Source organism: Agromyces sp. Y182 (genome assembly GCF_059445385.1).
Genome location: NZ_JCAIUF010000001.1, coordinates 1,799,600 through 1,812,746 on the forward strand (window position 1 = coordinate 1,799,600; position 13,147 = coordinate 1,812,746).

The 13,147-nt window shown below is 68.1% G+C and carries 11 protein-coding genes; 9 read left to right on the forward strand and 2 right to left on the reverse strand.

Features of this window, described 5'->3' with window-relative positions; translation table 11 throughout:
* Nucleotides 1–117: 117 nt before the first annotated feature.
* The 9 genes from AC1C2R_RS08220 (at nt 118) to pknB (ending at nt 12,274) form a co-directional block, all read left to right on the forward strand.
* Nucleotides 118–852, forward strand: coding sequence for a beta-phosphoglucomutase family hydrolase (locus AC1C2R_RS08220; RefSeq protein ID WP_495380388.1), 735 nt, complete (start codon nt 118–120; stop codon nt 850–852).
* Nucleotides 849–3,359 (forward strand): glycoside hydrolase family 65 protein, encoded by a 2,511-nt coding sequence (locus AC1C2R_RS08225; RefSeq protein WP_495351997.1) that lies wholly within the window; start codon nt 849–851, stop codon nt 3,357–3,359. Before AC1C2R_RS08220 ends, AC1C2R_RS08225 begins: the two co-directional genes overlap by 4 nt.
* A gap of 77 nt (nt 3,360–3,436) precedes the next feature.
* A complete protein-coding gene (locus AC1C2R_RS08230; protein ID WP_495351998.1) occupies nt 3,437–4,180 on the forward strand; it encodes an FHA domain-containing protein in 744 nt (247 codons plus the stop codon).
* Nucleotides 4,177–4,737: an FHA domain-containing protein FhaB/FipA gene (locus AC1C2R_RS08235; protein ID WP_495379622.1), complete on the forward strand. Its 561-nt coding sequence runs from the start codon at nt 4,177–4,179 to the stop codon at nt 4,735–4,737. Before AC1C2R_RS08230 ends, AC1C2R_RS08235 begins: the two co-directional genes overlap by 4 nt.
* Before the next feature lie 3 nt (nt 4,738–4,740).
* Entirely contained in the window at nt 4,741–5,970 is a 1,230-nt protein-coding gene (locus tag AC1C2R_RS08240; protein WP_495352000.1) for a PP2C family protein-serine/threonine phosphatase, read from the forward strand.
* Between the two features lie 70 nt (nt 5,971–6,040).
* Nucleotides 6,041–7,390, forward strand: a complete 1,350-nt coding sequence (locus tag AC1C2R_RS08245) for an FtsW/RodA/SpoVE family cell cycle protein (protein ID WP_495353218.1) — start codon at nt 6,041–6,043, stop codon at nt 7,388–7,390.
* Entirely contained in the window at nt 7,387–8,841 is a 1,455-nt protein-coding gene (locus AC1C2R_RS08250; RefSeq protein ID WP_495352001.1) for a peptidoglycan D,D-transpeptidase FtsI family protein, read from the forward strand. The genes AC1C2R_RS08245 and AC1C2R_RS08250 overlap by 4 nt, the downstream gene beginning before the upstream one ends.
* Nucleotides 8,838–10,532, forward strand: a complete 1,695-nt coding sequence (locus AC1C2R_RS08255; RefSeq protein WP_495379623.1) for a protein kinase domain-containing protein — start codon at nt 8,838–8,840, stop codon at nt 10,530–10,532. Before AC1C2R_RS08250 ends, AC1C2R_RS08255 begins: the two co-directional genes overlap by 4 nt.
* Nucleotides 10,533–10,579: 47 nt before the next feature.
* Entirely contained in the window at nt 10,580–12,274 is a 1,695-nt protein-coding gene (pknB, locus tag AC1C2R_RS08260; RefSeq protein WP_495379624.1) for a Stk1 family PASTA domain-containing Ser/Thr kinase, read from the forward strand.
* A gap of 71 nt (nt 12,275–12,345) precedes the next feature.
* Here pknB and AC1C2R_RS08265 read toward each other — a convergent pair whose 3' ends face one another.
* Together AC1C2R_RS08265 and AC1C2R_RS08270 are read right to left on the reverse strand one after the other, a co-directional pair.
* Nucleotides 12,346–12,990 (reverse strand): anthranilate synthase component II, encoded by a 645-nt coding sequence (locus AC1C2R_RS08265; RefSeq protein WP_495352004.1) that lies wholly within the window; start codon nt 12,988–12,990, stop codon nt 12,346–12,348.
* Complete coding sequence (locus AC1C2R_RS08270; RefSeq protein ID WP_495352005.1) at nt 12,991–13,146, reverse strand: hypothetical protein; 156 nt, start codon at nt 13,144–13,146, stop codon at nt 12,991–12,993.
* Nucleotide 13,147: the final 1 nt, after the last annotated feature.

Below are 13,147 nucleotides of genomic sequence, written 5' to 3' on the forward strand. Positions count from 1 at the left end.
TCCGGTGCCCCGACCGACGCGACGAAAGGACCGCCCGTGACCTCGCCCGGCGAGACCCCCCACTCCCCCACCAGCCACGACGAGCGCGCCACGCGCACGGCAACGGCGCTCCGCGACATCCGTGGATATCTCTTCGACCTCGACGGTGTGCTGACGCCGACCGCGACCGTGCACATGCACGCGTGGGCGCGCCTGTTCACCCCCTATCTCGAGCAGCACGGCGCCGCGCCGTATGAAGAGGCCGACTACTTCTCATACATCGACGGCAAGCCTCGCTACGACGGGGTTCGCAGCCTCCTCGAGAGCCGCGGCATCCGCGTGCCCGAAGGCGACGTGACCGATTCGCCCGCCGAAGAGACCGTGCACGGCCTCGGCAACCGCAAGAACGAGGCCTTCAACGAGACGCTCGCCGACGAGGGTGTCGCCGCCTACCCTGCGAGTGTCGCCTTCCTCGACGCGGTGCAGGCGAGCGGATGCCGCGTGGCCGTCGTCTCGAGCTCGAAGAACGCCCCCTCGGTGCTGGCGGCGGCGGGGCTCGCCGATCGCTTCGAGGTCGTCGTCGACGGCGCGGTCGCCGCGCACGACGGGATCCCCGGCAAGCCGGCCCCCGACACCTTCGAGCGCGCGGCCGAGCTGCTCGGCCTGCCGACGACGGCCTGCGCGGTCGTCGAAGACGCCGAGTCGGGGGTGAAGGCCGGTGCAGCCGGCGACTTCGGCGTCGTCATCGGCGTCGACCGCGGCGTCGGCCGCGAGGCCCTCGAAGCACTCGGCGCCGACATCGTGGTCGACGAACTCGACGAACTCATCCCCCTGCTGCCCGCGACCGACACTCCCCGAGAGGAACGCGAATGAGGTTCGCCGACCACGACCCGCTGAACCGCACCCGGTTTCCGATCGACGAGTGGGCGCTCGTCGAGACCGACTTCGGCGAGGCCGACATGGGCCGCACCGAGACGCTCTTCGCCGTCGGCAACGGCTACCTCGGCATGCGCGGCAATGTCGAGGAGGGCCGTGACGGCTTCGTGCACGGCACATTCGTGAACGGCTTCCACGAGACGTGGCCGATCCGGCACGCGGAAGAGGCGTTCGGGTTCGCGCGCGTGGGCCAGACGATCGTGAACGCACCCGATGCCAAAGTGATCCGCCTCTACGTCGACGACGAGCCCCTCGTGCTCACCGAGGCCGAGCTCCTCGCCTATGAGCGTCGGCTCGACTTCCGCCTCGGCGCACTGAGTCGCTCGATCGTCTGGCGCACCCCGTCGGGCAAGCGCGTGCTCATCACGAGCCGGCGCATGGTGAGCTTCACCGACCGTCACCTGGCCGTCATCGACTACGAGGTGGAACTGCTCGACTCGGATGCCGCGGTGACCATCTCGAGCCAGATCCTGAACCGTCAAGACGGCCGCGACGAGTACCGCTCGGGCGTGCTCGAGACCAGCGGCGGCTTCGATCCCCGCAAGGCCGAGCAGTTCAACGAACGCGTGCTGCAGCCCCGCGTGAAGCGTCGCACCGAGGGCCGCTACCTCCTCGGCTACCAGACGACGAACTCGGGCATGGCGATCGCGATCGCCGCCGAGCATTCGATCACCACCGACAACTCCTTCACCGAGTCGGGCTCCATCGAAGACGACCTCGCCAAGCACATCTACCGGGTGCGCGCCAAGCAGGGCCAGCCGATCCGCATCACCAAGATGGTCAGCTATCACACCGCCAGGAAGGTGCCGGCGCGCGAGCTCGCCGATCGCAGCGACCGCACCCTCGACCGCGCGGCAGAGGTGGGCGTGGGCGAGCTCTTCGCCCAGCAGCGCGCGTGGCTCGACGACTTCTGGACCCGCTCCGACGTCGAGATCACCGGCCAGGCGGCGATCCAGCAGGCGACCCGCTGGAACCTCTTCCAGCTCGCGCAGGCGACGGCGCGCACCGATGGCGGCGGCGTCGCCGCGAAGGGCGTCTCGGGCTCCGGCTACGGGGGCCACTACTTCTGGGACAGCGAGGTGTACGTCCTCCCCTACCTCACCTACACGGCGCCGATCGTCGCCCGCAACGTGTTGCGATTCCGGCAGCGGATGCTCGACCCCGCTCGAGCCCGCGCGCTGGAGCTGAACCAGATGGGGGCACTGTTCCCGTGGCGCACGATCAACGGGCAGGAGTCGAGCGCGTTCTACGCGGCCGGCACCGCCCAGTACCACATCGACGCCGACATCTCGTATGCGCTGTGCCAGTACGTCGCCGCGACGGGCGATCAAGACTTCTTGGGTCGCGGGGCGATCGACATCCTCGTCGAGACCGCCCGCATGTGGGAAGACCTCGGCTTCTGGCGGTCGAACGCCGACGACGTGTTCCACATCCACGGCGTCACCGGCCCCGACGAGTACACGACGGTCGTCAACGACAACCTGTACACGAACGTGATGGCGCGAGCGAACCTCGCCGCAGCGGCATCCGCAGTCGACAACCTGCAGGTGCTCGACCCGGTGGCCTACCACCGCCTCGTCGAGCGGCTCGAGGTGACGCCGGCCGAGGTCGCGAGCTGGCGTCGCGCGGCCGCGCACATGCACATCCCCTTCGACCAGCAGCTCGGCATCCACCCGCAAGACAGCGCGTTCCTGCAGAAGGAGCTGTGGGATCTCGAGAACACCCCCGAAGACCGTCGCCCGCTCCTCCTCCACTACCACCCGCTCGTCATCTACCGTTTCCAGGTGCTGAAGCAGGCCGACGTGGTGCTCGCGCTGTACCTGCAGGGCGACCGGTTCTCGACCGAGATGAAACGCGCCAACTTCGAGTACTACGACCCGCTGACGACCGGCGATTCGACGCTGTCGGCGATCGTGCAGTCGATCATCGCGGCCGAGGTCGGCTACCACGAGCTCGCGATGCGCTACTTCCGATCGGCGCTCTTCGTCGACCTCGCCGACCTGCACCACAATGCATCCGACGGAGTGCACGTCGCCTCGGCGGGCGGCGTGTGGGGCGCGCTCGTGTCGGGTTTCGGCGGGTTCCGCGACCACAACGGCGTCTTCACGTTCGACCCGCGCCTGCCCGACGGCTGGCAGGGCCTCACCTTCCGCATCACGCTCCGCGGCACGCGGTTGCGCGTGAGCCTCGACCCCGAGTCGATCTCGTTCGCGGTCGAAGACGGGGGCGAGGCACGCGTGCGGGTACGCGGTGTCGACGTGGTCGTCACGGCAGGCACGGATGTCTCGGTGCCGCTCGACGGGCAGGGTCCGCGCCTCTACGGAGCGCCGACGATGCGCGACGTCACCGGCTCGCGCCGCGCAGACGGCACCCTGCTGACGGCGTCGATCCCGACGCTCTCGCTCGACGTCGACGAAGCCGACTCGGCGATCCAGGTCGATTGATTCGCGAGACATACAGCCCTTCGGGCTACCATGTCACAGTCACGACAGCGTCGTAGCACATCTGGAACGGGAGACCTGTGGGCCTACTGGACAACTTCGAGAAAGGTCTCGAGCGAGCCGTCAACGGCGCGTTCGCGAAGACCTTTCGCTCGGGGCTGCAACCCGTCGAGATCACTTCCGCCCTGAAGCGGGAGATCGACACGAAGGCTGCGGTCGTCTCACGCGACCGCGTGCTCGTGCCGAACAGCTTCGTCGTGCGCATGGCATCCGCCGACTACGCGCGCATGACGGGCCTCGGCCCGGCGCTCATCGACGAACTCGTCGACCTCGTGCAGAAGCACGCCGCGAGCCAGCGCTTCCAGTTCGCGGGCGGCATCACGATCGCGCTGCACCCCGATGACAGCCTCGCCGAGGGCATGGTGCAGGTCGACTCGCAGAACGTGAAGGGCCAGGTCGCCTGGACCCCCGTGCTCGACGTGAACGGCAAGCGCTACCCGATCCTGAAGGGGCGCACGGTCATCGGCCGCGGCAGCGAGGCCGACATCACCCTCGACGACTCGGGTGCGTCACGCCGGCACGCCGAGGTGCAATGGGACGGCAGCCGTGCGCGCGTGCGCGACCTCGGCTCCACGAACGGCACCCAGCTCAACGGCGCTCCCCTGAAAGACGCGATCCTCGAACCCGACTCGGTCATCACCATCGGCCGCACCCGCATCGTGTTCCGGGTGCTCGCGCAAGCGTCCGCCGGCGACGCAGGCTCGCGCACCGACCCGGCCACCGAACGTCACGACATAGGCGGGTTCTGGGGGCCCGGCGAATGAGCGAACTGACCCTCCTCGTCCTCCAGCTCGGCTTCCTGCTGTTGCTCTGGGTGTTCATCTTCGCGATCGTCTACGCGCTGCGCAGCGACCTCTTCGGGCAGCGGGTGCGCAAGCTGCAGCCCGAGTCGGCCGGGGCAGGAGCAGCGACGGCATCCGGGTTCCCCAGCTCACCGGTATCGGCGGCACCGCTCGCCGCGGCCACTGCGCCGGTCGTGCATGCCACAGCACCGACCGGCGGCGCCAACGGCGAGCTCGCCTCGAACGAGAACGCGACCCGCCTCGTCATCACGAGCGGCGCGAAGACCGGCGCGGAGTTCCCGCTCGGCCACGACGAGATCACGATCGGCCGCTCGAGCGACTCGGCGATCATCATCCGCGACGACTACACCTCCACCCACCACGCCCGCATCATGCAGTGGAACGGCCGCTGGATGATCCAAGACCTCGATTCGACGAACGGCACCTTCCTCAACGGCTCCAGAGTGACCGTGCCGACCCCGATCCCGCTCGGAGCCACCGTCAAGGTCGGAGCGACGACGTTCGAGCTGCGGCGGTAGCCCATGGCGACGGTCAAGGCGAGCGCCGCGGTCTCGCATGTAGGGCGCATCCGCGCGAACAACCAGGACTCGGGTTACGCTGGGCGCCGCCTGTTCGTCGTCGCCGACGGCATGGGCGGGCACGCGGGCGGTGATGTCGCGAGCGCGATCGCCACGCGGCGCATCGCGGAGGCCGACGTCGACTACGACAACACGACCGAAGCCGCGGCATCCCTCGAGGGCGCCCTGATCGCCGCGAACCGCCAGCTCGCGGCCACCGTCGCCGAGCACTCCGAACTCACGGGCATGGGCACGACCGTGAGTGCCGTGCTGCTCGTCGGCGATCGCATCGTCATCTCGCACATCGGCGACTCACGCATCTACCTGCTGAGGTCGGGCGAACTCAGCCAGATCTCCACCGACCATACCTTCGTGCAGCGTCTCGTCGACGCCGGCCGCATCACCGCCGAAGAGGCGATGGTGCACCCACGGCGTTCGGTGCTGATGCGAGTGCTCGGCGACGTCGAGGCATCGCCCGAGATCGACGCGATGGTGCTCGACACGCGCGCAGGCGACCGTTGGATGCTGTGCTCCGACGGCCTCTCAGGCGTCGTCTCGTTCGACGAGATCCACGACCTGATGTCGGCTGAAGCGGGTGCCAAGCAAGTGGCCGACCGGCTCGTGAAGGCCTCCCTCGACGGCGGGGCACCCGACAACGTCACGGTCGTGATCCTCGACATCGGCGAGCCGCCGGCACCGGCGACCCCGCCCCTCGTGGTCGGCTCGGCCGCCGCCCCCCTCGCGTTCGGCCAGCCCGAGCCGGTACGCGCCCGCGGCATCCGTCTCACTCCGTTCCGTCCGCACCCCGTTCAAGAGACGCACTTCGAGCCCGACTCCGAAGACTTCTTCGACGAGATCATCGAAGAAGACGCCCGCCGCCGCCGCCGCCGGCGCTGGACGTGGAGCTTCTGGATCGTGCTGCTCGTCGCCGCCATCGCGGCGGCGTTCCTGCTCGGCTACCAGTGGACGCAGACGCGCTACTACGTGGGCGAGTCCGACGGGCGGGTCGCGATCTTCCAAGGCATCCAGCAAGACCTGGGGCCGATCTCGCTGCACGAATTGCACACCGAGATGGATCTCGACGTGGCAGAGCTTCGCACCTACGACCAGCAGCGTGTCGAGCAGACCATCAGCGCGGGCTCCTTCTCCGAGGCGTATCGCATCGTGCAGCGGCTGGAGGATTCCGTTGAGTGACCTCAACGTCGGTCGAGTAGCGCCCGGCGAAGCCGGCCGCGTATCGAGACCCACGACGCCCCCAGAGGGTGTGCGCCGCATCCGGATTCCGCAGAAGCTGCGCAACCTCGAGTTCTGGCTGCTCCTCATCGCATGCTTCATCAACGCCGCGGCGATCGTGCTCGTGCAGCTCGGGGCGCTCGGGCACATCGACACGCAGCTCGTGCTGCTCGGCGCAGGACTCTCGGTGCTCGTGTTCGGCCTGCACGTGGGCATGCGATTCGTCGCGCGCGACGCCGACCCGTTCCTGCTGCCGATCGCGACGGTGCTCAACGGCCTCGGCATCGCGATGATCTACCGCATCGACATCGCCAACAACGAGTCGGGCTGGGAGAGCGCAGCGGTGCGGCAGATCGCATGGAGCGGCATCGCGATCGTCTGCGCGATCGCGACCATCCTCGTCATCCGCAACCATCGGGTGCTGTTCCGGTACACCTATCTCGCAGGCCTCGCCGCGATCATCCTGCTGCTCCTACCGCTCGTGCCCGGACTCGGGCGCGAGGTCAGCGGTGCGCGGGTGTGGATCGGCATCGGCGACTTCGCCACCTTCCAGCCCGGCGAGATCGCGAAGATCGCCCTGGCGGTCTTCTTCGCCGGCTACCTCGTGCGCAACCGCGACTCACTGTCGATGGTGGGCAGGAAGTTCCTCGGCATGCAGTTCCCGCGGGCACGCGACCTCGGCCCGCTCCTCATCGTGTGGGCGCTGTCGATGGCCGTCATCGTCTTCCAGCGCGACCTCGGCACCGCGCTCCTCTACTTCGGCCTCTTCCTCGTGATGCTCTACGTCGCGACGAGCAGGCTGTCGTGGGTGGTGCTCGGGCTCAGCCTCTTCATCGGCGGTGCGATCATCGCCAGCCAGACCCTCGACTACGTCGGCAACCGCTTCGCGAACTGGCTCGACCCGTTCAATCCCGAGCGCTTCGATCAGGAGTACGGCGGCAGTTATCAGCTCGTGCAGGGCCTCTTCGGGTTGGGCAACGGCGGGTTGATCGGCACGGGTTGGGGTCAGGGCCGCCCTGACATCACGCCGGTTCCGCAGAGCGACTACATCATCGCGAGCCTCGGCGAGGAGCTCGGCCTCGCCGGCATCTTCGCGATCCTCGCGCTGTATCTGCTGTTCGTCGCCCGCGGGTTCCGCATCGGGTTCGCCGGTCAAGACGACTTCGGCAAGCTGCTCGGGGTGGGCCTCGCGTTCGTCATCGCCCTGCAGGTGTTCATCGTCGTCGGCGGCGTCACTCGAGTCATCCCGCTCACCGGGCTCACGACCCCGTTCCTCGCGGCGGGTGGTTCCTCGCTCGTGGCGAACTGGATCATCGTCGCCCTGCTCCTGCGCCTGTCCGATACGGTGCGCAACCACCCGAGGCTGGTGATCGACGGATGAACCGCGAGCTCAAGCGCGTCTCGATCGTCGCGCTCCTCATGTTCCTCACCCTGCTCGTCTCGACGACGATCATCCAGTACGCACAGGCCGAGACTCTCGCAGCCGACCCTCGCAACTCGCGCACCCTCTTCGAGAGCTACTCCGTCGAGCGCGGCCCGATCCTCGTCGACGGTGATCCGATCGCGTACTCGCAGCCCTCAGACGACAACTACAAGTTCCAGCGGGTCTACTCGAACGGGCCCTTGTACGCCGCAGTCACCGGGTACATCCCCGTCAACGGCGAGGCCACTGGCCTCGAGCGTTCGCTCAACGACTATCTCAGTGGGCAGTCCTCGAGCCAGTTCTTCGACTCCCTGAACCGCCTGATCTCGGGGCAAGATCCGATGGGGGCATCCGTCGAAGTTGCGATCGACCCGGTGGCGCAACAGGCCGCGTGGGACGCGCTCGGCGACTACACGGGCGCGATCTACGTCACCGAGCCGTCCACCGGGCGCATCCTCGCGATGGTCACCAAGCCGACATACGACCCGAACGCGTTGGTCGTGCACGACAGCGCCCAGGCGCTCGCGACCTACGAGGGGCTGCTCGCCGACCCGGCCGACCCGCTCTTCAATCGCGCGACCGGCGGCGACATGAACCCGCCTGGATCGGTGTTCAAGCTCGTCGTCACCGCGGCCGCACTCGAGTCGGGCAAGTACACGCCCGAGAGCCAGTTGCCGAACCCCGGCTCGCTCACCCTGCCCGGCACCGACTCCGTCGTGCGCAACACCGAAGGCGGCAACTGCGGCGGCGGCGACACCGTCAGCCTCGCAACCGCGTTGCGTCTCTCATGCAACATCCCGTTCGCTGAGCTCGGCATCCAACTCGGCGACGCCGCGATCCGCGAGCAGGCCCAGAAGTTCGGGTTCAACACCGAGTTCGAGATTCCGACGGTGACCGAGGCGAGCATCTACCCGCGAGCGCTCGACGACGCGCAGACGGGCCTCTCGGCATTCGGGCAGTACGAGGTGCGCGCAACGCCCATGCAGATGGCCATGGTGTCGGCTGCGATCGCGAACGGCGGCATCGTCATGAACCCGAATCTGGTCGATCAGATCACGGCGCCCGACTTCAACCCACTGCAGGAGTTCGAACCCCGAGAGTTCGGCCGTGCGATCAGCGAGGAGACGGCGAAGACGATGGTCGGCATGATGATCAATGGCGTCGAGAACGGGGCCGCGAGTAATGCAAGAATAGACGGCGTCAGTGTGGCTGGTAAGACAGGTACAGCAGAGAACGGCGAGAGTGACCCCTACACTCTCTGGTTCACCGGTTTTGCCCCCGCCGACAATCCTCAGTACGCGATCACAGTGCTCGTTGAGGATGGCGGGGGACTTGGTCAGGAAGGGTTCGGCAATGGCATTGCCGCACCCATCGCAAAGCAGGTACTAGAGGCGGTGCTGAACAAATGAGACCGAGCGCAGGGCTCACCTTCGGGGGGCGCTACGAACTGCAATCCCGCATCGCGATCGGCGGGATGGGCGAGGTGTGGCAAGCCACAGACCTCGTCATCGGCCGTCAGGTCGCGATCAAGATCTTGAAAGACGAGTACCTGGGCGACCCGGGCTTCCTCGAGCGCTTTCGCGCCGAGGCCCGCCATGCCGCACTCGTGAACCACGAAGGCATCGCCAATGTCTTCGACTACGGCGAGGAAGACGGCAGCGCGTACCTCGTCATGGAGCTCGTGCCGGGCGAGGCGCTCTCCACGATCCTCGAGCGCGAGCACGTGCTCTCCACCGACAAGGTGCTCGACATCGTCGCGCAGACTGCGGCGGCGTTGCAGGCTGCGCACGCGGCCGGTCTCGTGCACCGCGACATCAAGCCCGGAAACCTGCTCATCACGCCCGACGGGCGCGTGAAGATCACCGACTTCGGCATCGCGCGCATCGCCGACCAGGTGCCGCTCACGGCCACCGGCCAGGTCATGGGCACCGTGCAGTACCTCTCGCCCGAGCAGGCGTCGGGCCACCCGGCCTCGCCGACGACCGACATCTACTCGCTCGGCATCGTCGCCTACGAGGCCCTCGCGGGCCGTCGCCCCTTCACGGGCGAGTCGCAGGTCGCCATCGCGATGGCGCAGATCAACGAGACACCGCCCGACCTGCCGGTCACGGTCTCCGAGCCGGTGCGCAACCTGGTCTACGGATGCATCGCGAAGAACCCGGCCGATCGGCCGCAGTCGGCCGCGCATCTCGCACGCGCCGCAACGGCGCTTCGCCGGGGCGACGTGCAGGCCGCCGCCGCTGCGGTGCCCGCCGTGCTCGGCGCTGCCGGCGTCACGGCTGCCACGATGCTCATGCCGCAGTCAGGCGCCACCGCGGCGACGACGGTGATGCCGTCTGCCGCGGGTGTGCCGGGCGACGACGAAGAGCCCGTCGAAGAGAAGAAGAAGCGCAGCCCCTGGACCTGGCCGCTCATCGTCCTCATCGCCTTGCTCGCGATCGTGCTCATCGGCACGATCATCGCGCTCGCCCTGAACGGCGACGAGAAAGAGGCGCCGTCGACGGCGCCGTCCACGCCGGCGTCGTCGGCGAGCACGCCCTCGACGCCGCCTCCGCCGACCGAAGAGGCTCCGACGACCGCTCAAGTCAACCGTGAAGACTACCTGGGGCTCACGGTCGACGAGGCTCGGGCGAACCTCCAGGCCCTCGGCATGGTCGTGAACGCCGTCGAGGGCAACCCGGCGGCAACCGCTGAAGAGGCCGGCCGGGTCTACGACGTGAACCCCACGGGCAATATGCAGATCGGCTCCGAGGTCACGATCACGTTCTACGTCGATCCTGAGACGCCGAGCGCACCGACGGCGGCGCCTCGTGTGGCGCCGACGAGCCTGAAGGCCGGTGAGACGTTCACAGTCTCGTGGGACGCTCAATCGTGCCCTGCCGGCCAGACGCTGTCGGGCTATCAGGTGTCGGTACAGGGAACGGGGGCGCCGTCGGCGCAGCCGTCGGGTGCCGGCGCGACCGAAGCGCTTCTGCAGACGACCTCGGCGACGAGCGGCGACCTCACGGTCACCTACATCTACTACTGCGGTTCGGTGGCCTCCCCCTCGTCCCCGTCGGCGGCGGTAAAAGTGACAGCCGCGGCCAACAACAACAACTAGCACGCCGCAACTGACGGGACCTATCGCAGAAGGGACGGAGCCGCACGGTGAACGATGAAGGACGAGTGCTCGCGGGTCGATACCGCGTCGGCGCCCTCATCGGGCGCGGTGGCATGTCCGACGTGCACGTCGGCACCGACACTCGGCTCGGTCGCCAGGTCGCCATCAAGCTGCTGAAGCCCCAGCTGGCGACAGACCCGGCGTTCCGCATGCGTTTCCGGCAGGAGGCGCAATCTGCGGCGCGTATGGCGCACCCCACGATCGTGCGCGTGTTCGATGCGGGCGAAGAGACCGTCCTCGACTCCTCCGGTCAAGAGGTGCAGCTGCCCTTCATCGTGATGGAGTTCGTCGAGGGCCGGCTGCTGAAGGACATCATCCACGACGGCCCCGTCGAGGCGTCTGCAGCCGTACGAGTCATCGATGGCGTGCTGACGGCGCTCGAGTACTCGCACCGGGCGGGCGTCGTGCACCGCGACATCAAGCCCGGCAACATCATGATCACCACCACCGGCCAGGTGAAGGTCATGGACTTCGGCATCGCCCGTGCTGTCTCCGACTCGTCGACGACGGTCGCGCAGACGACGGCGATCCTCGGCACGGCGTCGTACTTCTCGCCCGAGCAGGCCAAGGGCGAGACGGTCGACGCGCGCACCGACCTGTACTCCACCGGTGTCGTGCTCTTCGAGATGCTCACGGGCCGGCCGCCGTTTCGCGGCGACACGCCCGTCGCGGTGGCGTACCAGCACGTGAGCGAGCGCCCGGTCAAGCCGAGCGTCATCAACCCGAAGGTCTCGCCCGCGCTCGATTCGGTCGTGCTGCACGCCCTCGCGAAGAACCGCGACCAGCGCTACCAGACGGCGGCGGAGTTCCGGGCCGACGTCGACGTCGCGGCATCCGGTCGCGTGCCGGTGCACCGTGAGCCCGACCAGTCCACGATGCTCTTCGGAGCCCCTACCGCCTCGCTGTCGAGCTCTGAACTGGCGCTCCGCCAGCTCGCGGAAGACGAGACGATGACCCGCACCCAGCGCCGCCCGCCGGCGATCTGGATCTGGTCGGGCATCATCGGCGTGATCGTGATCGTGATCGCCGTCATGTACTGGGCGTTCAATCTGCAACCCACCACCGAGCTGCCGACGAACTCTCGCGAGATCCCGGTGCTGACCGGTGGCACCTACGAAGAGGCTGTGGCCAAGCTCCAAGAGCTCGGGCTCCCGGCTACCCGCGTCAACGAGACGAGCGAGACGGTGCCCGCCGATCAGGTGACCCGCAGTGATCCGGCCGCGGGCGAGATCGTCGACGCCGACACGGCGGTCACGGTGTATGTCTCGACCGGGCGACAAGCCGTCGCCGTGCCCGACGTCCGCAACAAGGCCCTCGAACAGGCGAAGGCCGATGTGACTGCCGCCGGGCTCGTGCCCGGAACCGAGACGAGAGAGCCGTCACCGACCGTGCCCGGCGACACTGTGCTCGACACCACGCCCGAGGCCGGTGCATCGGTCGAGGCCGGTTCCACGGTCGACTTCCGCATCTCCAGCGGCATGGTCACGCTCCCCGACCTCACGGGGCAGACGCTCACAGCCGCCACGTCGTATCTCGCGGCCGAGAACCTGCAATTGACCGCCGAGCCCAAGCCCGACGCCTCGTGCAAGTCGCAGCCGGGCTCGCCGGTGACACAGCAGTCGGTGCCGCCCGGCGACGTTCCGCAACACTCCTCGGTCGAACTCACCTACTGCGCCGGCTGACCCGCCCTCGCCAGTCGAGCCGCGCCGCACCCTCGCCGGTCGAGTAGCGAGCGCAGCGAGCGTATCGAGACCTAAGCCGTCGCCGCGCGCATCAACGGGCTGAGGCCGACGGCGCGCTCTCGCGCCTCGGGCAGCCCTGCGACCGCGAGCCAGTTGCCGAGCATGCGGTAGCCGCCCTCGGTCAGCACCGACTCCGGGTGGAACTGCACGCCGAAGATCGGAGCGCTCTCGTGGCGCAGGCCCATGATCACGCCGCCCTGCGTTCGGCTCGTCACCACGAGCGACGCGGGCACGGTGCCATCGACGACGGCGAGCGAGTGGTACCTCGTCGCGGTGAAGGGCTGCGGCACCCCGTCGTAGAAGTCGCTCTCGTCATGCGTGATGCGCGAGGTCTTGCCGTGCATGAGCTCATCGGCGTTCGTCACGACCGCGCCGAAGGCCTCGGCAATCGCCTGGTGTCCGAGGCACACGCCGAGGATCGGCTGCCCCGAGGCGAGGGCTGCCTCGACGATGGGGATCGACACACCGGCATCCGACGGCTTGCCGGGCCCCGGCGAGATGAGCACCGCGTCGTAGTCGGCGATGCGCGTCGCCGCCTCAGCGACGCCGAACGAGTCGTTGCGCACGACCTCGGTCTCGGCGCCGAGCTCTTGCAGGTAGCCGTTGAGCGTGTAGACGAAGCTGTCGTAGTTGTCGATGACGAGGACGCGGGTCATTCACTCCACCGTGACGTTGATCGGATTCAGCACGCCGTCGACCCATGGGAACACCCACGTGAAGAGGGCGAACACCGCGGCCGCGACGAGGATCAGCATCAGAATGATGCGCAGCCACACGGGCCCGGGCAGGATGCGCCAGAGTGCGCCGTACATG

What these genes read in the sequence shown, in the direction of transcription:
- AC1C2R_RS08225 (WP_495351997.1), top strand. Translation starts at nt 849, where the DNA reads ATGAGGTTCGCCGACCACGACCCGCTGAACCGCACCCGGTTTCCGATC.
- AC1C2R_RS08235 (WP_495379622.1), top strand. Translation starts at nt 4,177, where the DNA reads ATGAGCGAACTGACCCTCCTCGTCCTCCAGCTCGGCTTCCTGCTGTTG.
- AC1C2R_RS08240 (WP_495352000.1), top strand. Translation starts at nt 4,741, where the DNA reads ATGGCGACGGTCAAGGCGAGCGCCGCGGTCTCGCATGTAGGGCGCATC.
- AC1C2R_RS08250 (WP_495352001.1), top strand. Translation starts at nt 7,387, where the DNA reads ATGAACCGCGAGCTCAAGCGCGTCTCGATCGTCGCGCTCCTCATGTTC.
- AC1C2R_RS08255 (WP_495379623.1), top strand. Translation starts at nt 8,838, where the DNA reads ATGAGACCGAGCGCAGGGCTCACCTTCGGGGGGCGCTACGAACTGCAA.
- AC1C2R_RS08265 (WP_495352004.1), bottom strand. Translation starts at nt 12,990, where the DNA reads ATGACCCGCGTCCTCGTCATCGACAACTACGACAGCTTCGTCTACACG.
- AC1C2R_RS08270 (WP_495352005.1), bottom strand. Translation starts at nt 13,146, where the DNA reads ATGTACGGCGCACTCTGGCGCATCCTGCCCGGGCCCGTGTGGCTGCGC.